The 19,409-nt window shown below is 42.8% G+C and carries 21 protein-coding genes and 2 other annotated features; of the genes, 3 read left to right on the forward strand and 18 right to left on the reverse strand.

The annotated features are described in order from the left end of the window. Window positions 1–28: 28 nt before the first annotated feature. From AC3EBE_RS20830 to AC3EBE_RS20845, 4 genes are all read right to left on the reverse strand, one after another. Window positions 29–265 (reverse strand): hypothetical protein, encoded by a 237-nt coding sequence (locus AC3EBE_RS20830; RefSeq protein WP_488596944.1) that lies wholly within the window; start codon window positions 263–265, stop codon window positions 29–31. 129 nt (window positions 266–394) lie between these two features. Continuing rightward, entirely contained in the window at window positions 395–1,456 is a 1,062-nt protein-coding gene (gene mnmH, locus AC3EBE_RS20835) for a tRNA 2-selenouridine(34) synthase MnmH (protein ID WP_488596945.1), read from the reverse strand. Between the two features lie 181 nt (window positions 1,457–1,637). Beyond that, window positions 1,638–2,234 carry a hypothetical protein gene (locus tag AC3EBE_RS20840; protein WP_488596946.1) on the reverse strand — a complete coding sequence of 199 codons (597 nt, stop codon included), beginning with the start codon at window positions 2,232–2,234 and terminating at the stop codon, window positions 1,638–1,640. 336 nt (window positions 2,235–2,570) lie between these two features. Continuing rightward, window positions 2,571–3,365, reverse strand: a complete 795-nt coding sequence (locus tag AC3EBE_RS20845; protein WP_488596947.1) for an MBL fold metallo-hydrolase — start codon at window positions 3,363–3,365, stop codon at window positions 2,571–2,573. A gap of 186 nt (window positions 3,366–3,551) precedes the next feature. Between AC3EBE_RS20845 and AC3EBE_RS20850 the strand changes: the two genes are divergently transcribed. Then, window positions 3,552–4,148, forward strand: a complete 597-nt coding sequence (locus AC3EBE_RS20850; protein WP_488596948.1) for an SAM-dependent methyltransferase — start codon at window positions 3,552–3,554, stop codon at window positions 4,146–4,148. Between the two features lie 27 nt (window positions 4,149–4,175). On the opposite strand, the gene trpA is transcribed toward AC3EBE_RS20850, so the two are convergent. From trpA to AC3EBE_RS20890, 8 genes are all read right to left on the reverse strand, one after another. Beyond that, window positions 4,176–4,943, reverse strand: a complete 768-nt coding sequence (gene trpA, locus AC3EBE_RS20855; protein WP_488596949.1) for a tryptophan synthase subunit alpha — start codon at window positions 4,941–4,943, stop codon at window positions 4,176–4,178. After that, window positions 4,936–6,147, reverse strand: a complete 1,212-nt coding sequence (gene trpB / locus AC3EBE_RS20860) for a tryptophan synthase subunit beta (protein ID WP_488596950.1) — start codon at window positions 6,145–6,147, stop codon at window positions 4,936–4,938. The genes trpA and trpB overlap by 8 nt, the downstream gene beginning before the upstream one ends. A 4-nt stretch (window positions 6,148–6,151) precedes the next feature. Further along, window positions 6,152–6,766: a phosphoribosylanthranilate isomerase gene (locus tag AC3EBE_RS20865; RefSeq protein WP_488596951.1), complete on the reverse strand. Its 615-nt coding sequence runs from the start codon at window positions 6,764–6,766 to the stop codon at window positions 6,152–6,154. Then, window positions 6,763–7,554, reverse strand: coding sequence for an indole-3-glycerol phosphate synthase TrpC (trpC, locus tag AC3EBE_RS20870; RefSeq protein WP_488596952.1), 792 nt, complete (start codon window positions 7,552–7,554; stop codon window positions 6,763–6,765). Before trpC ends, AC3EBE_RS20865 begins: the two co-directional genes overlap by 4 nt. Continuing rightward, on the reverse strand, window positions 7,551–8,579 hold the full coding sequence (gene trpD / locus AC3EBE_RS20875; protein ID WP_488596953.1) for an anthranilate phosphoribosyltransferase: 1,029 nt from the start codon (window positions 8,577–8,579) through the stop codon (window positions 7,551–7,553). The genes trpC and trpD overlap by 4 nt, the downstream gene beginning before the upstream one ends. Beyond that, window positions 8,563–9,165: an anthranilate synthase component II gene (locus tag AC3EBE_RS20880; protein WP_488596954.1), complete on the reverse strand. Its 603-nt coding sequence runs from the start codon at window positions 9,163–9,165 to the stop codon at window positions 8,563–8,565. The genes trpD and AC3EBE_RS20880 overlap by 17 nt, the downstream gene beginning before the upstream one ends. Then, window positions 9,146–10,543: an anthranilate synthase component I gene (gene trpE / locus AC3EBE_RS20885; RefSeq protein WP_488596955.1), complete on the reverse strand. Its 1,398-nt coding sequence runs from the start codon at window positions 10,541–10,543 to the stop codon at window positions 9,146–9,148. Before trpE ends, AC3EBE_RS20880 begins: the two co-directional genes overlap by 20 nt. A 54-nt stretch (window positions 10,544–10,597) precedes the next feature. Next, window positions 10,598–10,849 (reverse strand) — a binding site (T-box leader). A 60-nt stretch (window positions 10,850–10,909) separates the two neighbouring features. After that, window positions 10,910–11,157, reverse strand: a binding site (T-box leader). A 54-nt stretch (window positions 11,158–11,211) separates the two neighbouring features. After that, window positions 11,212–11,847: an MOSC domain-containing protein gene (locus AC3EBE_RS20890; protein ID WP_488596956.1), complete on the reverse strand. Its 636-nt coding sequence runs from the start codon at window positions 11,845–11,847 to the stop codon at window positions 11,212–11,214. A gap of 144 nt (window positions 11,848–11,991) precedes the next feature. Between AC3EBE_RS20890 and bcbE the strand changes: the two genes are divergently transcribed. After that, window positions 11,992–13,266 carry a bacillibactin exporter BcbE gene (bcbE, locus tag AC3EBE_RS20895; RefSeq protein WP_488596957.1) on the forward strand — a complete coding sequence of 425 codons (1,275 nt, stop codon included), beginning with the start codon at window positions 11,992–11,994 and terminating at the stop codon, window positions 13,264–13,266. A 31-nt stretch (window positions 13,267–13,297) separates the two neighbouring features. Here bcbE and AC3EBE_RS20900 read toward each other — a convergent pair whose 3' ends face one another. From AC3EBE_RS20900 to AC3EBE_RS20910, 3 genes are all read right to left on the reverse strand, one after another. Further along, a complete protein-coding gene (locus AC3EBE_RS20900; protein WP_488596977.1) occupies window positions 13,298–14,080 on the reverse strand; it encodes an alpha/beta fold hydrolase in 783 nt (260 codons plus the stop codon). 227 nt (window positions 14,081–14,307) lie between these two features. Continuing rightward, window positions 14,308–14,400: a putative holin-like toxin gene (locus AC3EBE_RS20905; RefSeq protein ID WP_488596958.1), complete on the reverse strand. Its 93-nt coding sequence runs from the start codon at window positions 14,398–14,400 to the stop codon at window positions 14,308–14,310. A 158-nt stretch (window positions 14,401–14,558) separates the two neighbouring features. Next, window positions 14,559–15,359 carry a DUF2935 domain-containing protein gene (locus AC3EBE_RS20910; protein WP_488596959.1) on the reverse strand — a complete coding sequence of 267 codons (801 nt, stop codon included), beginning with the start codon at window positions 15,357–15,359 and terminating at the stop codon, window positions 14,559–14,561. 183 nt (window positions 15,360–15,542) lie between these two features. Here AC3EBE_RS20910 and AC3EBE_RS20915 point away from each other — a divergent pair, with 183 nt between their 5' ends. Next, entirely contained in the window at window positions 15,543–15,773 is a 231-nt protein-coding gene (locus AC3EBE_RS20915; protein ID WP_488596960.1) for a hypothetical protein, read from the forward strand. A gap of 49 nt (window positions 15,774–15,822) precedes the next feature. On the opposite strand, the gene AC3EBE_RS20920 is transcribed toward AC3EBE_RS20915, so the two are convergent. From AC3EBE_RS20920 to AC3EBE_RS20930, 3 genes are read right to left on the reverse strand one after another with little or no spacing between them, the layout of a single operon-like run. After that, window positions 15,823–17,682: a PTS fructose transporter subunit IIABC gene (locus tag AC3EBE_RS20920; RefSeq protein ID WP_488596961.1), complete on the reverse strand. Its 1,860-nt coding sequence runs from the start codon at window positions 17,680–17,682 to the stop codon at window positions 15,823–15,825. A 13-nt stretch (window positions 17,683–17,695) separates the two neighbouring features. After that, entirely contained in the window at window positions 17,696–18,610 is a 915-nt protein-coding gene (gene pfkB, locus AC3EBE_RS20925) for a 1-phosphofructokinase (protein WP_488596962.1), read from the reverse strand. Next, complete coding sequence (locus AC3EBE_RS20930) at window positions 18,607–19,359, reverse strand: DeoR/GlpR family DNA-binding transcription regulator (RefSeq protein WP_488596963.1); 753 nt, start codon at window positions 19,357–19,359, stop codon at window positions 18,607–18,609. The genes pfkB and AC3EBE_RS20930 overlap by 4 nt, the downstream gene beginning before the upstream one ends. Between the last annotated feature and the right edge of the window lie 50 nt (window positions 19,360–19,409).

The raw sequence follows: 19,409 nt of genomic DNA on the forward strand, positions 1-19,409 counted from the left end.
GATGTCAACTTCGAAGACTAGCTTATATTTATAAGCTCATTACAGCTACATACATATTTTTCGGCGCAAAGAGATTATTTCTTTTCTCAATCTGGGTCGCTTCAATTAAATCTCCTGAGTCTACAGGCAGTTCCATATGTCCGCAAGTTATGCACTTTTGAAATCTTGTGCCAGAAGTAAAGACATTTACACCGTCATTCAAAGTGAATCCTACATTCTCCTCATGCAAAGAAAAACGGTGGTGGCAAACCTTTGACTCGCTCATATTTCAGCCTCCTGTAAGAATATTTCCCTCTATTATATGTTTTTGGTTCAGAATTTTCTGTGATTAATATCATAAAAAAGGGAAGGCACAATCTCTGCCTTCCTAATCTATAGCCCATTTCATTTTGTTTTAAACCGCTTTATAGTCAGGAAACAGCGATTGAAATTCTTTTTCCAGTTCATTAATTATATCGGGATCGTCCCCATCCAATTCTATAAACGGCCCATTGTACTCCCCGAGCGCATGTTCATACCTTGGGTCATAATAATGAACTAAAAGAATTTCAATTAGTTCCTTATACTCTCTATTTGTTAAAGCCTCCTGCAGCAGTGTCACAATGTCTGGTTTTTTTATCCTTTTAAGTAGTCTTGTAACTTTCTCCCCAACTTCTTCAATAAACCATTCCTCATCTTTGTACGGAAGGACGTATTCATTATAAATCCTTTTTACCCTATTCGGGATGGAGCTTTTTACCAAGAAATTGATTCCGTTAAGTTTCTTTGCGACAAGCTCATCAGACTGTGCAGCCCGGCCAATCCTCTTGCTTTCTGCCTCTATAATGAAGTAGCTTGCACCTTTTATTTCATTAAGGCGATTAAACAAAAGAGAATCAAAAGTCTTTTGGTTATGGCCTTCTCCAATACCGATCATCCCAAAAATTGACCCACGGTGATTTGCCATTTGTTCAAGATCCAGAACAGGAAACCCTTTTTCATGGAGCTTTTTGAGAATCTCCGTCTTTCCTGTTCCTGTCATGCCATGGATGACCACGGCTCTCTCTGGCAGCAGTCCTGGTATTTGCTGCAGGATAAATTCCCGGTAAGCCTTGTAGCCGCCTTCAAGCCGGAAAGAAGATATGCCCGCATAATCCAGGAAGGATGCGACCGACTTGCTCCTCATTCCTCCCCTCCAGCAATGGATTACAGGTTCTGCTCCGGATTTTTTCAAATCTTTTATTTCACTGAGAAGTCCTGGCAGCTTAGGGGAGACAATTTCCATTGCTCTCCATTTTGCGGCTTCCTCTCCAGCCTGTTTATAAATTGTTCCTACTTCTTTCCTTTCGTCATCTGAAAACAACGGGATATTGACTGAGCCAGGTATGGCTGAATCTTTATGTTCAATCGGAGCCCGGACATCAACAGGTATATAGTTATTGGAGCTAATTAATTCTTGTACAGATATGTCTTTCATTTTTCCGCTTGACCTCCATGGTCGAAAAGTAAAAAACGCCATCCTGTCAGCTCATAGGGCGGCGGTCTTCACCAAGATTACTTATACTATTCTATATCCTATCATATTTTAGTACAGAAATAAAAAAGTCCGCAACCTAATTTCTTAACCCGTTAATGGGCCCCTACCCTATCAGCCAGGATTATTGTTTTGATTTTAAAACTTGACCGGGAAATTGCATTCCTATCAGGCTGCTAATTGCCTGTATGAACTCCTTCCAATTGATAGGATATTGATTTAACCCTCCGCATTCGTATTTACTCCCTTTTGTTGCCAGGCTGACAGACCAGCTGTTACCGTAGACGATGATGCCCTCCGATTGATAGTCCTCCTTCCAATCCCATATTTTCAATAAATAAAGCTCCTTTTTGAAATCATCAATTTTTCCCGGCAGGGTTATCTTTAGGGGTTTTGATGTATTTGAATCAAGGTGCCATTCAAAGTAGGTAAACGTCTTTCGTTTAAAATTCACATTCACTCTTAACTCAGGACCCGGATATGCATGGAAAACAGCCACAAGCATTTCCGGGTCTCTTTCAGGCCGGATTGATACAATACCATCCTCTAATGAGAAAATATCTGCCTTCCTTTGGATAAGAGCCTTGATAAATGACTGTGCAGGCTCTGGGGCCATCACTGAACTAATATTCGTCCTTATGCTAATTTCATGGCAAATTGAAGGTATTGTTGATGGCCCCTGCCTTCCGAGTATATCGAGAATCGTTTCATACATCTTCATCTCAACAACTTCCTTTTGCAAAAAAATTTTAATTTATTCCCTTGTCCAAATGTCTATTCTTTATAGATAACAAATCAAATTACCAACAATTAATTAAAGTATAAAATAGATGTTTTAGCGCCACTGTAACAAATAGCACGTTATTAACGAATTTTCTCACCAGTTTTTTGTCATTTGATGCTCCGGACCGCCTGCCTGCAATTTACGACATCTCTTGTACTTTCCTGTCTATTTCTGCGCTTTCCCGAGAAATAATTTATGCAAAAAAATCCCCCTTTCTAAAGGAGGATCAATTACCTATATTCTTAAATTCCTGCAAAGATAAATTCAGCTTTTCTAGTGGACATACCTTCCCTGGTCTGGAATCTCTGTCCGGGAAAATTTTGTCACAAGTTCATTTAAGGAAGACTTCAGCGCTTCACCACTTATTACTTTGCCATGTCCGGTCAATGCCCATTCAGGCTCAAGCGATTTGATAATCTCCACTGATTGTTTGGCAAGTCCCCAATCAGGTGTAAAATAAGCAGGAGGCCCATGGACTTCAAGTGATTGTGCCATAACTGCCATTGCTGATTCCTGTTTAACTGTGATGAAGGCATCCCCTGCTATCAAAGCAGCATCCTCTACTCGAAATAGGGATATATGGCCATCAGTATGGCCTGGCGTATGAATCCATCTCCAGCCAGGCATCTCAGGGATTTCCCCATTATCCGGCAATTTCTTTGCGTGTTCTCCAATATCAATCGCTTTTCGTGGATACAGTGGTGAAATGGCGGCCATCAATCCGCCGCCAACAGAAGGATCCGGCGGCAGGTAATCCTTTCGGCCTGTTATATATGGAAGCTCTCTTTCATGTGCATAAACAGGAACATTCCATTTTGATAAAAGGAATTTCAAACCGCCAACATGGTCAAAATGTCCATGGGTCAAGATGATTGCTTTAGGAGGTTTTCCTTCTCCATATTTCTTTAAAGCATTTTGATAAATGAATGCTCCAGAAAAAGGTATGCCCGCATCGACCAATACCCATCCACCGTCTTCAAACTCTTCGACATATGCTAAATTGGCTATCAGGGTCCTAACTGGTGTTATCCCTCTTCCTCTGTTCAGGTCAGTTTTCCCATTATCCATCTTAATACCTCCTTTCAAAAGAGTACATATAGTTTCCCCCGCGGCTGGAAAAAAACTATAGGCAACAAAAGGGTTTAATATACTGTTCAGAAGGAATAAAAGAAACAATGGAACAGGATTCTACTCCTTATATAAGCGCAGGATATTTGTTAATGAATCAGTTAATTCATGGGGAGTGAGCAAGAAATGGAAACAATGGCCAGGCAATTTGAAAAACCTAAAGGCCTTCTTGGAAAGCTAGCAGGGTTGATCATGTACTTTGAAAATCGCAAAATTAATAACTGGAGCATCAAAAAGCTGCAAATTCAAAAGCGGGACACTATACTGGAAATCGGGTATGGGCCGGGATACGGAATCAAAACTATGATGGAAAATTACCCATTAATAACGGTAGAAGGCGTGGATTTATCCAGTAAAATGCACGAAGAAGCTTCAAAAAGAAATCAAGAATGGATTAGAGCAGGAAGGCTTAAGCTTGCTTTTGGAGATGTAGTAAACATTAACCCAGTCAAACGGTTCACCAAGGTTATTTCAGTAAATAATTATCCGCTATGGGAATATCCCATTGAATCCCTTCAGCACCTTTACAGCTTGATGGATAGAGGCGGGAAAATTGTCCTGACCGTCCAGCCGCGAGAAGAAGGGGCAACGGATGAAACTGCAAAGCAGCTTGGGGAGATGATCAGACAGGATTTACTGAAGACCGGATTTAAAAATCCTGCTGTTTCTTTTAAAAAGGTGAGGCCAGTGTTGACTGTTTGTGTTACTGCAAAAAAAGAATAGCCACCAAAGCGGCTATTCTTTTTCGTCTTACAGGTTGACGGCTTCAGTAGTCTTAATTAATTGTTTTAATTCCTCTAAGCGGCCTTTTTCAAACAGCTCAATCACTTTGCTTCCAACAATGACTCCATCACAAAATTGGCAAACTTCTTCGATCTGGCTTGGAGTTGATACTCCAAATCCTGCTAAAACAGGAACATCGCTGATACTTTTCACTCCGCGCAAGAATTCGCCAAGACCTTTGCTAAATTCATTCCTGGTGCCTGTTATGCCTGTCACTGTAACTGCATAAATGAACGCTGTTGATCTGGATGCAATTTCTTTGATCCGTTCAACCGGTGTAGTCAAAGTCACCAGCCTGACTAAAGATAAATCATGTTCTTCGAGGGCTGGGAGAATCAGCTCTTCCTCTTCAATGGGAAGGTCGGGAACTATACAGCCAGAAATCCCTGCCTTTTCAGCATCCTTAGCAAATTGTTCGACACCATAGGACAAAATTGGATTCACATACGTCATGATAATAAGCGGAATCGAAATCGATTTAATGGTTTGAAGTTCGGTCAATACTTTTTTTAGCGTGACACCATTTTCCAATGCACGTATCCCGGCTCTTTGAATCGTCGGCCCGTCAGCTACTGGGTCTGAAAATGGAATACCTAATTCAATTGCGTCCGCACCATTTTCCTGTAAAAACAGAAGTTTCTTTTCAAGGCTATCAAGTCCACCATCCCCGGCCATTATATAAGGAATAAAAGCCTTCTTGTTATTAATAATCAGCGCTTCATGGATTTTATTCATGTGTATTCCCCTCCAAACGTTCACGAATTGTATAGACATCCTTGTCTCCCCTGCCAGATAAACAAATCACAATACTTTCATGTCCATCCATTTTTCCGGCAAGCTGAATTGCATAGGCGACTGCGTGTGCACTTTCAAGTGCCGGGATGATGCCTTCAAGTCGGGAAAGCAGCTTGAAAGCATCGAGAGCTTCTTCATCAGTAACTGCTTCATACTTAATTCTCTTGATGTCATGAAGATGGCTATGCTCTGGCCCGATCCCAGGGTAATCCAACCCTGCCGAAATGGAGTGGGCTTCCTGGATTTGGCCGTCTTCGTCCTGCAATAGATACATCATGGCCCCGTGCAGCACTCCAGGTCTTCCTTTTGCCAGTGAGGCAGCATGCTTTTCTGTATTTAAACCCAATCCCGCAGCTTCAACCCCAAAGATTCTTACTTCTTCATCCTCCAGGAACGGATAGAACATCCCAATTGAATTGCTGCCGCCGCCGATGCAGGCTACCAGTGCATCTGGAAGCCTTCCTTCCTTGTCAAAAAATTGCCTTCGTGTTTCTTTTCCGATTACACTTTGGAAATCGCGGACAATTCTTGGGAATGGATGAGGCCCCATGACAGAACCAAGAATATAGTGGGTATCACTTACATTTGCCACCCAATATCGAAGTGCTTCGTTAACAGCATCCTTCAGTGTACCGCTGCCGGCGTCGACACTTACAACCTTAGCACCGAGCAGCTCCATCCGGAAGACATTGAGCTGCTGCCTCTGTATATCTTCTTTTCCCATAAAAATGACACATTCCAAATTCATCAGCGCACAGACCGTAGCAGTAGCAACACCATGCTGGCCCGCTCCTGTTTCAGCAACAATCTTCTGTTTCCCCATCCTTCTTGCCAATAATGCCTGCCCAATCGTGTTATTGATCTTATGGGCACCTGTATGATTAAGGTCCTCCCGCTTCAAATAGATTTTTGCTCCACCTGCATACTTTGTCAGATTTTCTGCCAGATATAATGGCGTTTCCCTTCCGACATAATTCTTCAGCAACGACTCTAATTCAATTATAAAGCTTTCATCTTTAACCGCGCGTTCATATTCCTCTTCAAGCTCCTTGACTGCCTGCATCAATGTTTCTGGGACAAACCTTCCTCCATATTTTCCAAAGTGTCCTTTTTCATCTGGCAAATTATATGTTTTTGTCTGCATTCCTTTATGCCTCCCCTAGTCTTTTTGCGTTTGTGATGAATTTACGTATTTTTATAAAATCCTTCTCTCCCTTTGTTTCAACCCCACTGCTTACATCAACCATAAGTGGATCAACCATTTTTATTGCCCTAGATACATTTTCAGGGGTAAGCCCTCCTGCGAGGATAATCGGTTTATCCAGTTCCTTAACCCCCTCCGCTTGATTCCAGTCAAATGTTACTCCGTTTCCCCCCTGGTATTTTTCAGGGGGGCTGTCGAGCAGGAGGTAGTCTGCCTGCAACGAAGCGTGCTTTTTGATATCCTGTCTATCAGATACATGGATTGATTTCAGGATTGGCAGGTTAATGCCTGCAAAGTTTTCTGGCTGCTCTTGTCCGTGGAGCTGGAGATGGGTCAAACCTGCATACTCGGCAATGCGCTGTACCGTCTCAGCTTCCTCATTGACAAAGACTCCCACTTTCCAAATGTCTGATGGCAGAACCTCAATAATGCTGCGTGCCTCTTCAGGTGTGATTCTTCTTTTACTTTCCGCAAATACGAATCCCAATGCATCCGCTCCGCTTTCAGCTGAAAATAATGCTGCATCCCGACTTTTGATGCCACAGATTTTCACCTTCAAATGCTTCGCCCTCCTATCGGAATCATGAAATCTGTGAAAACCTTCTTTATATTTGAAGAGGTCATAAATGTTTCTCCGACAAGTATTCCATCGGCACCGGAATTAGCCGCCCTCCTGACATCTTCAGTTGTTTTCATCCCGCTTTCACTGATAAGCGAAGCACCCGTGCTTTTTACGAGAGGTCCCAGCATTTCAGTATTTTCTATGTTTACTTCGAATGTCTTCAGGTTGCGATTATTGATGCCAATCAAGGGGGCCTGGATTGATGCTGCTTTCTCCAAATCAGCTTCATCGTGGATTTCAACCAGGCATTCCATTCCCAGGGATTGTGCATAATTAAAAAGTTCTGCCAGAGATTGTTTATCCAGGGCAGCGGCAATGAGCAGTATGATATCTGCTCCTGAATTCCTGGCCAGGTCAATTTGAACACTGTCAATGATGAAATCCTTGCAGAGTATCGGGATATCAACGGCTTGACGAACTATCTCCAGGTCTGCGAACGTTCCTTTAAAGCCTGCTTCATCGGTTAAAACCGATATGGCCGATGCACCAGCTTCCATATACTTCCTGGCTTGCTCGTCAGGCTTAAGGTGAAGGTTGATGTCACCTTTGGAAGGTGATGCGCGTTTGAACTCTGAGATGATTGCTATTTCTTTTGCACCTCTTAACTTGCTGATTAGCGATCGAGTCTCAAATATTGGCTCTTTACTGTTGGTCCCCTTCCTTTTCCATGACTCAGCTTCTATTTTTTTTCGAGAAATGATTTGATCAAGAATTGTTCCTGTCATCCTGTCACCGCCTTTGAAGTTTTCATGCTGAACATTCTTAAATTTTCTAACTTTGCCAGGGCGCTGCCTGAATCGATGCTTTCGGCGGCTAACGAAATTCCTTCAGGGATCGTTGCCGCTCTTCCAGCAGTAAATATCCCTATTCCTGCATTTAATAAGACTGTATCCCGTTGGGGGCCTTTTTTCCCTTTCAATACCTGAAGCAGAATTTCCGCGTTTTCTCTGGCATCTCCTCCGCGGATTGAATTATTATCGTATACCGGAAGATTCACTTCTTCTGGGTGCAGGGTCATTTTTTTCAGGTTTCCGTCTGACAAAACAATCAGGTCGTTTTTGCCTGCCAAGGACGCTTCGTCCATCCCCCCCGCTCCGTTCAATACTACTGCCCGCTTTCTGCCAAGTGCTGAAAGCACCTTGGCGAATTTTTCAAGCATATCATTTCGATAAATGCCAAGCATCTGGAAATCAAGATCTACAGGATTGGTCAGAGGCCCTATCAAGTTGAAAATGGTAGGGATTTTAAGGTCTCTCCTTACTTTCATGATTTGCCTTAGTTTCGGGTGTACGTTAGGAGCGAAAAGAAAGGCAATGCCGTTTTCCTCGAGGATTTCTTCTGTTTTTTCCATCTGGAAGTCCAGGGTGATCCCCAGCTCTTCAAGAACATCGGCGCTCCCTGTCAAACTTGAGACACTCCTGTTTCCGTGCTTAGCTACTGTTATTCCTGCACCTGCAATGACAAACGCTGAAGTGGTGCTGATATTGAAGCTTTTAGCGCCGTCGCCTCCCGTCCCGCAATTATCCATTACACCAGGAATCCGCTTTGTAAATTTCTGCGAATGCTGTCTAATTGCTGTTACTAGGGCTGATACTTCCTCTGTTGTTTCTCCTTTTATTCTTAAACCCGTTAAAAACGCTGCAATTTCACTATCGCTTATTTCTTCAGTGAACAGCTGTGTGACGGCTCCGTTCATTTCTTCATCAGTTAGTGATGTCCGGCTTGTAAGCTTCTCAAGATACTGTTTCATTGACCTCTTTCCCCTCTCTTATATGACTTAAAAAATTGGATAATATTTGTTTGCCTGATTCTGTACCTATTGACTCGGGATGAAACTGCAATCCATAAACTGGATTCTTCCTATGTTTGATTGCCATTATTTCATTGTCCATTTCAGACTGTGCAACGATTTCAAGCTCATCTGGAAGTGTTGGTCTATCAATTACTAAAGAGTGATACCTCATGACACTGGTTAGCTGAGGAAGCCCTTGAAACAAATAGGTTCCAGAATGAAGAATCTTGGATTCCTTACCATGCATGATACTTTTTGCACCGATGATGCTGCCTCCATATGCATACCCTATCGCCTGGTGGCCCAGGCAAATGCCGAGTATAGGAATGGTGTCGCCAAGCCTTCTGACAACATCTGCACAAATGCCAGCATGTTCAGGTCTCCCAGGGCCTGGCGATAGAACGATTGCTTCGGGAGACATCTTTTCTATTTCTTCTATCGATATCTTGTCATTTCTTATGGTTACTACATCTGCACCGCACTCACCTAAATATTGATAAATGTTATACGTAAATGAATCATAATTATCGATTAGCAGAATCATTAGCTGCCTCCATCAAAGCTTTTAATTTATGCTGTGTTTCTTCAAATTCACGATCAGGATCTGAGTCATAGACGATACCAGCTCCTGCCTGGAGATATCCTTTTCCGTCTTTTACAATTAACGTCCTGATTCCCAGGGCGAAATCCATCGTACCGCTGGCTGATAAATAACCTATTGCTCCTGAGTAAGCGCCTCTTTTTTCTGTTTCCAGCTCGTTTATGATTTGCATTGCGCGTATTTTAGGAGCACCAGAAACTGTCCCTGCAGGCAGGCAGGCAGCTAATCCATCAAGCGGGTTGACTGTCTTTGACAATATTCCGGTAACTTCTGATACAAGATGCATCAAAAATTGATATCTTTCCACATTCAGGAATTTATTGACCTCTACACTGCCTATATCGCAAATTTTCCCCAGATCGTTTCTTGCAAGGTCCACCAGCATCCTGTGTTCTGCCAATTCCTTTTGATCCTGTTTCAATTCCTGTTCAAGCCGCTCATCGTCTTGTTTTGACTGCCCACGGGGCCTAGTGCCAGCTATTGGATTTGTCATGATTTTTCCATCCCGGTACTTAACAAGGCTTTCCGGTGATGATCCTGCAATTGCATAGTCATCAAAATCCAGATAATACATATATGGTGAGGGGTTATTAACCCTAAGCCTCCGATAAAAAGTGAATGGATCGCCTTCGGCTTTTGCTGTTAGCCTTCTCGAGAGTACCACCTGAAAAATTTCTCCGGCTTTAATGAGCTCCTTTGCGATTGACACTGATTTTTTGTATTCTTCTTCTCCTATCGAAGCAGTGAAATCACGAAGCGCGAAATGTTTATTTTCCTCACTGGAATTTGCAGCATGCAGTTCTGCTTTCCTTAAATTCATTTTAAGAAGCAGGTCTTCTTTTGACTGTTCGTTGCTCGGAATCCCTATGAGGTAAAGTTTTTGTTTTAGATGATCAAAAACCAATAGATCGTGATAGAACATCATATGGGCATCCGGCATTCCAACTGGATCATCCTTTAATTCACCAACATCTTCATAGTTGCGGATAAAATCATAGCCAATATAGCCGACTCCTCCACCAATAAAGGGTATCTCACTTGCAAGCTCTATTTTGGGCATTAGCAGCTCCATCGCTTCTGCAAAGCTTTCTTCCTTTTTGCATACTTGATCATCCTTTTTAAGCAGCGTTTCTCTGTTTATGCTAATTATTTCTGCAATTGGGTCGCTTCCAATAAAGGAAAAACGTCCGGATTCATTGTGCTTATCAGAGCTCTCAAGCAAAAATTTTCTTTTGCCCGATATCCTTTGATAAACAGCTATTGGAGTCAGACTGTCGCCCTCGATTTCCTCGATTACGATCTCATGTGTAGGAACTAACATAAAAAACCTCCTTAAAATAAAAAAGTCCCCTATACAAACACAGAATTGTGCTGTATAGAGGACGATTAGATTGGACCGCGGTGCCACCTCATATTGGAGCTAAGCAGCTCCCTCTTTTCAGGTACAGGAAAAAAGCATTTTTTTCGATATACCCTATCCTTTTAACGGTGGAATCCCGGGCAGCCCTACTGTATTCAAGCTGCCTCTCACAAGGCCATTCAACAGGGATCGTCGTACCGGTTCACACCATGCCCGGCTCTCTGCAACGAAAATCATCTGCCTACTCTTCTTGTTCATCGAGTTAACATATTCACTTGTATCAAGTTTTTTAAGAAAACAACAAAAAGGGTCCCTCCTCCTTATAAACATAAGGACGAGAGACCCGTGGTGCCACCTTAATTAGCCGCGTGAACGGCTCACTTTAAAGCATCATGTAATTTTCACATAATGCCTGCCTTTTGTAACGATAAGGCTGTTTCGCCAAAGCCTACTGCCTTGCGGGTTCGGTTTGGAAGCTCGGAAGTCCATTCGCTGTAACAGTTACACTGATTCCCACCATCCATCAGCTCTCTTAAGTACCTGTTTCAGTTACTACTCTTCGTCAACGCTAATCATTATATTGGTTTTATAATAAAATGATAAATCGAAATTGTCAAATAAAAAAATATTTATTTTTTTAACAATGGCAATAGGTTTTGTTTCCAGTCCTCCGCCAGCTCAGGAATTTCAAGGAGTTTTTGGATTGCTTGATAATCTTTTTTCCTGTGGAAAAAAATTTGATTTGCTTCTAATATGGTCATGCTATCCTGTTTGCGTTCAAGCAAAGTAATCTCAGCGTCGTCGTGAACAGTACCTTCTTCAAGCACCCTGAAAAAATATCCGGTGTACCCTGTTTGTACAACTCTTTTTAAAAGCGTGCCAATTTCATTATGTTTTGATATTTTCGAGCAAGGGATCCTTCCCTGAGAGATTTGTACGGTTGCATTTCCAAGTCTGTAAATATCCCCTATATAGACCTCTGACTCCTTCATTCCTGCGGCGGATATATTCTCGCCGAAAGCAGGCGCATAAATATCCCTGCCAAATTCTTTGGTCCATTGTTCATAATGCTCTTTCGGGTAAAAGCACACTGCCCTGTCTGGTCCCCCATGGAATTCAGTAGCAGCCACTCCATCTCCATCAAAAGCTTCTATTGTCAAAAATGCCTCTTGGACGCCTTTTTTAGCAATAGCTGACATTTCTTTATTCCCATTCCAATTCCTTTCTTCCGGCATTCCGATATGTAAGTATGAAACTTTTCCCAAAACTCCTCACCCCTCTAAATCTTTCCATTTATTTTATCCTTTTATCGACATTTATTCCAATTGTCTTTTCCCAAAAAAAAACATTAGTTTTTCTATCAAGTTTGCCTACACTAAAAGTAATTTGAAAAAAGGCAGGTTTCGATTATGAACTATATTGAAAACTTGTTTCCACCATCTGAAGGGATTCAAAGCACAAAAGCGAAGGAAAACCAAAAGGACGGCGCAAGTAATCAGAAGTGGGCAATCATTTCAATCGCATCGATTCCGCTTGTCATGACACTTGGAAATTCCATGTTGATTCCTGTTTTGCCTGTAATGGAAAAGAAAATGGGTATCACCGCTTTCCAATCAAGTTTAATCATAACGATTTATTCAATAGTGGCTATATTCCTTATTCCGATTGCTGGCTACCTATCAGATCATATCGGCAGGAAAAAAGTGATCATTCCTAGCTTGATCATAACAGGCATAGGAGGGATGATTTCCGGGTGGGCATCCTGGCAAATGAGTGATGGTTATTGGGTAGTTTTGATTGGAAGGGCACTACAGGGGGTAGGTGCAGCAGGTGCTTTCCCTATCGTTCTCCCGCTAGTTGGCGATATGTTTAAAAATGACGATGAAGTAAGTGGAGCGCTGGGTGAAATTGAAACTGCGAACACCCTGGGAAAGGTTTTAAGCCCTGTACTTGGTTCCTTTCTTGCCGGTTTTATCTGGTTCTTGCCATTTTGGTCGATCCCAGTGTTTTGCGCAATCTCCATCATCATGATGGCCTTTTTAGTAAAAAGCCCAAAAAAGAAAGATAAGCCATTACCTTTTAAAGATTTTATAAAAAAAATAAAATTGATATTCACTGAAAACGGTCGTTGGCTCTATGCCATCTTTTTTATTGGTGTCATTGTAATGTTTGTCTTGTTTGGCGTCTTGTTTTATCTGTCTGACATCCTTGAAAATAAATATGGGATCAAAGATTTGAAAAAAGGGCTCTTGCTGGCCCTGCCATTAGGTGCGCTGTGTTTATCGTCATTTATCACTGGAAAATTAATTAAGAAAAATATGGTATTGATGAAATGGATCACCTTGATAAGCCTGGTAGTCCTTGCAATTGCAATTGCATTGCTGAGTTTTTCAAGGGAGCTTTGGTTCCTGATCTCAATGTTCCTTATTGCGGGAATCGGGATCGGTGCAAGTCTTCCGCCATTGGATGCGATGATCACCGAGAGTATAGAGAAAGAAGAACGAGGCACTATAACTTCCATCTACAGTTCAATGAGATTCATTGGAGTTGCGGCAGGACCTCCTATTATCGCATTAATGATGAAAAATTCTGGAAAGCTGATGTTTATCCTGCTAACAGGGTTAAGTATATTAGCTGCATTGGCCACATTCCTGGCAATCAAACCAGATAAAAAAGGAGCCTAAAAAACGCATTGGAGAGGACCAATGCGTTTTTCTATTCAACACCTGTGACATAAAGGTCCAGGAATTTTGCTATCTCCTTGTTGAACTCAAGCCATTTTTTCACTGGGACCTGATGCGAAACCTTTTTGATAATCGCTGTCTGGAAATGTTTTACCCCTCTCTCGTAAGCCCTGTAGTGCTGGTTGATGAAATCACGTGCTCCATAAATCAGCAGCAGAGGCACTTGTAAGGTATCCAGGCGGTCAAGGCAGGAATAATTCAAGGATTGTTCATAAAATTGAAACCATGTCCTTTGTTCTGCTTTGAGCATATGGGTGATCAAGTCCTGCCGAAAATCTTTTTCGAAAGTATGAGCTGTGGCGATCACCTTTGCCAGTGTTTCTGGTGAATGCTTAACAAAGTACATCCCCAGAAGATGTTCGTACTTCAATGCGGGGGATTCTACCTTAGCAAAGCCCCCTGACAAAATTAACCCTGCTGTCCGGTCAGGATAGTTTAATGCGAATTCCTGCGCTATACTTCCTCCTGAGGAATATCCGCATAGGACTATTCGCTCTATGCCTAAATGATCGATCAGGTGGAGAACTTCCTGTGCATATCCCTGTATTGTAATCAGGTTCGCTCTGGCAGTTGAATCACCGTGGCCGCTTAAATCCGGAAAAATAATGCGGAATTTTTCACAGAGGGGCTTCTGGAAATGAAAGACCATTCGGCCCATTCCAGGAGGATGAAGAAAAATAACCGGGAAACCTGTTCCCCATTCTTCGTAGAACATGTCGCCATATTCCAATTTACATACAGGCAAGACCTTCATCTCCTTTAAAATACTCACCAAGCATTCTGTTGATTTGTTTAGTATTGCCAAATGGTAGTGCACTTTAATACCGTGACATAAGAGTGATGATATGATATCCTAATAATATCTATATGTACAAAAAAACTGCCAGTGTTGGCCCACCGGCAGTCTCGCAATAGCCTTTCCCATGGAGGATCGGCCAAGTAATAGCTGGACCTCTCCCTCAATTACAGGTCAAGGGAGGTCTATTTTTTTTGGCTAAACGTTAATATTGCAAGAATTAAACTGGCAAATGTGAACATAGCCATAAAGGTTTCGAACACCGTCAAAGGCCTCACCCCCTTTCTGCGGGGCTAGCCGACCACCCTTGAGATCTGACTATTGCCTTTTAAGTATAACATAACCTTGTCCATTACAAGAACGTTTGTTCTGTTTTTTGTCAAAATTAGGGCTAAGATACTAGATGGATTCCTTTTACCATCTAGTATCTGTTGACTCAGCTTTTTTCTACACGTCGTTTTCCAGGGTCACAACCAGGTGAACTTAATTCCGAAGCTTCGGCCACCTTCGTCAAATAATAGCACTCTTCCCTGAACATATGGTCTGCCATTAATGGGGCAAAGCTTCCCAATGCTTGCTCAGTAAGCTCCAATTCCTTCAATTCATCAAGAAACTTCATGAACAGCTGGATCTCCAAAGAAACATCCATATTCATTTTTTGGAGGGCTGGAAAAGAAGTTAAATTGGTCCTAAGATAACCAGTCATTTCTACAGCCTTCAAGTAAAAGTCTTCAAAATGCTTCATGTATTTTTCACTTTTAGCTTTTAGCCGTTTCTCCACCTGATCAAGATTGCTTTGGATTGCTCCTGCGTGCCCGGCTGCATCTAGCAGCCATACAGTATGGTGATGTAATTCATGGAAAACTGGAGGCACTTCGCCTTTTTTCAAATACTCAAGTACCCTGAGATATTCTTCCACCTCATTCACCATATGGTTGATAAAAGTTGGCCCTAAATGAATCTTTACCTTGCCAGTAAGCATTTTAGCGATCAGTTCCAGCTTAAACTCACGGATTTTATTTGCCTCTTCATCTGCCCTCATGCTCAAATGAATTAAATCAGTGGTTTCGACCCTCCCCAAAAGCCTGTCAAAGGTATTGATGAAATATATGGCCGTTTCAATTTCTTCCTTTTCCACCGGAGCAAGTGATTCATGCAAAAACCTTGCATGGTCACCCAGCACCTGAAGCCAGAATCTATGCTCAAACGCTGCAGCCTCTGTATAGCTCTGTACCAATGCACTTCCTCCCTTCGCAATCACTTTCATAAAATCTTATCTGCCAGCAGGTATAAATATGACTGCAACGGAACAAAAAGCGCAAGCGCCTCGTTCAGCCCTGAAAAGCACTGGCCGACTAATATCGCCACGTCCTGTGGCAACGTCGGCACTAGAACATCGTGTCCGTCGGAGGGCCTGACAGTGAAGTCGTTCTTTGACTTCATTGGCAGGACCGAAACAGAAAAGTATAGCCGACTGTTCAGAAACACAGAAACTGGAGACTCCGTCAAAGAAGCGCTTTTTGCTTCTGCGGGCGGAGTTGAAGTTTCGGAGTTTCTAGGAGGCGAAACTGGCCAAGTGTCTCGAAGGGCTAGGCGCTGGAGCTGGATTAATACAACTCATATAGCTATCCACAACAAAACCAATTTATAATTTTATAAAACAAAAAAAGCCGGCAGACTTAAGCCTGCCGGCATTGTAATTATTTTTCAACCGGTTTTTTAAGAATTCCAAGCAGTACAGCTGTTATCACAGCTCCAACAAGGATTGCTGCAAGATATAGAAGCCATCCGCCATCAACCAGCGGAACTACGAATAATCCGCCGTGTGGTGCCCTTAGCCCAATATCAAACATCATCGAAAGACCTCCGGCAACGGCAGAACCGGCCATTACGGATGGAATCACCCTTAATGGATCAGCAGCAGCAAATGGGATTGCACCTTCGGTAATAAAGGAAAGCCCCATGATGTAGCATGCTTTACCTGCATCCTGATCTTGTTTTGAGAACTTATTTTTAAAGAAAGTTGTTGCAATGGCAATACCAAGCGGAGGAACCATACCTGCTGCCATAATCGCAGCCATCGGTTCATACACTCCATTTGCAAGCAATCCTGTTCCGAATACATATGCGGCCTTATTTACAGGCCCGCCCATATCAAATGACATCATCAATCCAAGGACAACCCCAAGCAATACTGCATTTCCTGTTCCTAATCCGGAAAGCCAGTCTGTAATAGCCTGGTTCAGGGCCCCAACCGGTTTGTTAACCATGAATAGCATAATGAAGCCAGTTAATGCGATGCCAAACAGTGGATATAACAATATCGTTTTGATTCCTTCAAGAGATGCAGGCAGACCCGCGAAAACCTTTTTCAATCCCAACACCAGATATCCTGCCAGGAAACCGGCTACAAGGCCGCCAAGGAAGCCTGCGCCTCCAGTTGCAGCAAGCAAACCGCCCACCATACCAGGAGCGAAACCAGGACGGTCAGCAATGCTCAATGCAATGAATCCAGCAAGGACTGGCACAAGCAAACCGAATGCACCGCTTCCTCCGCCAATATCCATTAGTGCTTTGGCGATAGGGTGGTACGAAGGATCATCCGGATTGAAAGCATTGAATCCGAACATGAACGATAAAGCGATTAAAATACCGCCGCCAACGACGAATGGAAGCATGTTTGAAACACCGTTCATCAAATGCTTATAGACTCCGCCGCGACTTTCCTTTTTATCTGTTTCCACTTTGCCGCTTGATTTATAGAGTGCCGCATCTTTATTAACAGCCTTCTCGATTAATTCCTTAGGCTTCCGGATTCCATCAGCTACGGGAACCTGTATCACCGGCTTTCCTGCGAAGCGGTCCATTTCAACCTTTGTATCAGCAGCGACAATAACGGCTTCTGCATTTTCAATATCTGCCGCTGTCAGAACGTTCTTCGCCCCACCGGATCCGTTCGTTTCAACCTTGATGTCGACTCCCATTTCCGCTGCCTTTGCCTTGAGTGAATCCGCAGCCATATATGTGTGGGCGATACCAGTAGGACATGCAGTAACGGCTACTACGAATTTTTTATTCGTGCGTTCAACCTTTTCTTCCTCATCATCCTGGTCATAGCTATTGATAATTTCTAGTATTTCATCAGCATCTTTAGCACCTAGAAGATCTTTCCTTGCGGCATCCTTCATTAGAATGCCTGACAGCCGCGCAAGAGCCTCAAGATGAGTGTTATTAGCTCCCTCTGGCGCTGCAATCATAAAGAACAGATGAGCTGGCTGGCCGTCAAGCGACTCATAATCAACTCCTGAGTCCGATCTTCCAAAGACAATTGCCGGGGTTTTTACAACTTCGGTTTTTGCATGCGGAATCGCAATTCCATCACCAATTCCTGTTGTACTTTGTTCTTCGCGTTTTATAATTGCTGATTTGAATGCAGTTCGATCTGATATTTTTCCGGCCTTATCAAGGACTTCGACAAGCTCGTCGATCGCTTCTTGCTTTGCACGTGACTGCATGGATAAAAGAATCGTTTCTTTCGTTAGCAACTTTGTGATTTTCATTTCTCTTTCCCCCTTACTTGAACTCTTCTATTTCTACTTGTGGAAGAAGCTGCTCTACTTGTTCAGCGGTGCATAAACCAATTGAAAAAGCTGTAGCGCTTCCGGAGGCAACGCTATAGCGAAACGCTTCTTTCGGGTCTTTTGTCTTTATATAATTCGCCAGGAATCCGGCAACCATTGAATCTCCGGCACCAACAGAGCTTTTGACCTCACCCTTTGGCACGGATGCAACATATGCTGAAGCTTCGTTTATGAATACCGCCCCTTTATCCGCCAGAGACACGATTACATTTTTAACTCCTGCTTCAACCAGCTTTTTCCCATAGAAAATGGCATCCTCTTTTGTTGTAATTTCTTTATCGAAAAATTGGCCCAACTCATGGTGATTTGGCTTAATCAGGAATGGACGATAATCAAGTACCGTTTTCAGCAGTTCTCCTTCTGCATCTATCAGTACTTCTGCACCTGTACCCTTACAGATTTGAACAATCTCTTCATATATCGACTTGGGCATACTTGAGGGGATGCTGCCGGCAAGTACGAGGTAATCTCCACTCCCAAGCTGTTTGATCTGTTCCTTTAACAAGCCGACAGATAATGCCGAAACCTCTGGCCCGCGTGCATTGATTTCAGTCTCGGAATCCGCCTTCAATTTTATATTGATTCTTGTATCTCCCTCTACCTTGACAAAACCAGTATAAATCCCTTCCCGATTGAGAAATTCCTCAATATATCTCCCAGTAAAGCCGCCGAGAAAGCCAATCGCTTTACTTTCCACGCCCATGGAACGGAGAACGCGGGAAACATTGATCCCTTTCCCTCCTGGAAGTTTTGTTTCTTTCTTGCTTCTATTCAATTCTCCAAGGACGAACTCATCTGATTCAACAATATAATCAACAGATGGATTCAGTGTTAATGTGTAGATCATGAGGTCACAACCTTTATTGAAGTTTTGCTTGTATATTGGCCTTCCATTTCAACATCCAATGTATTGGTGATGATGGTGGCTTCGTGCAAATCGGCTATCTTGGCAAAAGCGATTTCCGAGAATTTGCTATCATCAGCCAGGACAAAGATTTCTCTTGAAAGAGAGATTGCCTTTTGCTTAATCATCGCTTCCTCCTGATCAGGTGTAGTGTAGCCCGATTGTGGATGGACTCCATTCACACCGAGGAAGCATTTGTCAAAGCGATACTGTTCAAGACTGGCTAACGCTCCTCTGCCGATCATCGCATTTGTTTTCGGCTTCGCATAGCCTCCTATTACATATGTTTCAATATTTCGTTCAAGCAGCAGCGGCAGATGCATAAGCCCATTTGTCACGACCACAATATCGTTTGCGGGCAAGTAAGGAATCATTTCCATGATTGTTGAACCCGCATCAAGATAAATGCTGTCACCCTCTTCTACAAGCCTTGCTGCATACTGTGCAATTTGTTTCTTTTCATGAAGGTTTTTGGCGGATTTTTCAACCATGCTCGGCTCTTGAAGCTTTCCCTTCAGCCTGGCTGCTCCTCCATGTACCCTTTTCAGGAACTTTCCTTCTTCAAGAACTGTCAAATCCCTGCGAATGGTCGATTCTGACGCATCTGTCAAATCAACCAGCTCCTGTATTTTCACTATAGGTTTTTCCTTGATAAGCTGTAATATCAGCTGGTGGCGCTCAGGTGTAAGCATGAGCCAAACCTCCTAATTGCTTCGTAGCTTTATATTAATGTAATCGATTA

This window comes from Mesobacillus sp. (assembly GCF_057785455.1).